This window comes from Micromonospora sp. NBRC 101691 (genome assembly GCF_030269285.1).
In the GTDB taxonomy this organism is placed as follows: Bacteria; Actinomycetota; Actinomycetes; order Mycobacteriales; family Micromonosporaceae; genus Micromonospora; species Micromonospora echinospora.
The window spans coordinates 1-1,290 of sequence record NZ_BSTB01000049.1; the positions used below are offsets into that span (position 1 = coordinate 1).

Genomic DNA, 1,290 nt, shown 5'->3' on the forward strand with positions numbered 1-1,290 from the left:
GGCGGATTCGAGGGGTCGTTGCAACACAGGTGATCAACTGGTTTCGGTGAGGAGTTTAGCGAGGCGCTCGGCTGGGGTGTCCCAGCCGAGTGTTTTGCGTGGTCGGCCGTTGAGTTCGGCGGCTACCGCGGCGAGGTGCTCGGGGCTGTGGGTGGTGAGGTCGGTGCCTTTGGGGAAGTACTGGCGGAGCAGGCCGTTGGTGTTCTCGTTGGATCCGCGTTGCCAGGGCGAGTGGGGGTCGCAGAAGTAGACGGGCATGTCAGCGGCGGTGCTGAACTGGTGGTGCAGGGCCATCTCCGCGCCTTGGTCCCAGGTCAGAGATCGTTTCAGATGGGTGGGCAGGGTCGCGATGGTGGTCAGCAGCGCGTCGCGGACGTGTTCGGCGGTGCGTCCCTGACCCAGGTGTGTCAGCAGGACGTAGCGGGTGGTGCGTTCCACGAGGGTGCCGATCGCGGAGGCGTTGTCCTTGCCGATGATCAGGTCGCCTTCCCAGTGGCCGGGTACCGCCCGGTCGTCGACTTCGGCGGGCCGGTCACTGATCATCACCATCGGGGCGGTGAACCGGGGCTGGCGTTGTCCGGCCGGGCGGCGGGGACGGCGGGCCGCCCGGCCGGTGCGCAACGCCCGGGTCAACTCCCGGCGGAGCTCACCACGGCCTTGGACGTAGAGCGCCTGGTAGATCGTCTCGTGGGTCACGTGCATCCCTGGCTGGTCGGGGAAGTCTCGCCGTAACCGTCGCACGATCTGTTCCGGGCTCCACCTGCGATCCAGGCCGTCCTGGACGGCCTGACGCAACCGCGGGTTCACCGCGAGCTTGCCGGTCTTCGGCCGTGCCCGCCGCGCGTCAGCCCGTGCCTGCGCCGCGTGGGGACGATAGTCCCCACTGCCCGGATGGGCGTTGCGGCGCACCTCACGACTGACCGTGGACGGATCCCGCCCCAACTCGACCGCGATCGACCGCACCGACCGGCCCGCACGCCACAGATCAGCGATCACGATCCGCTCGTCCACCGACAGGAACCGGCCAGAACGAGACTCGGACCGGACCGGAGACGACACCTCCCGCCCGGCCCGACTCGGCCGCCCGAACCGCCAACGATGCCCCGTACGCCGGCTGACCCCGACCATCCGACACGCCTCAACGGTCCCCACACCCCACGCCACAAGATCAAGATAAGCCTGCCGCTCGGCAGACAACTTCACCCGACCCTGAGGAGCCCGCACCCCACGCAACCCGAACACCACAACCCCTGCACACGTCAGGTGTTGCAACCACCACTAGAACCCAAG

1 protein-coding gene is annotated in these 1,290 nt (G+C 68.3%); it reads right to left on the reverse strand.

Going from position 1 to position 1,290, the window contains the following annotated elements:
* Window positions 1–33: 33 nt before the first annotated feature.
* Complete coding sequence (locus QSK20_RS31890) at window positions 34–1,128, reverse strand: IS30 family transposase (protein ID WP_502889101.1); 1,095 nt, start codon at window positions 1,126–1,128, stop codon at window positions 34–36.
* Window positions 1,129–1,290 lie beyond the last annotated feature (162 nt).

Coding starts and splice junctions, on each gene's coding strand:
- QSK20_RS31890 (WP_502889101.1), bottom strand. CDS start 1,128: ATGGTCGGGGTCAGCCGGCGTACGGGGCATCGTTGGCGGTTCGGGCGG.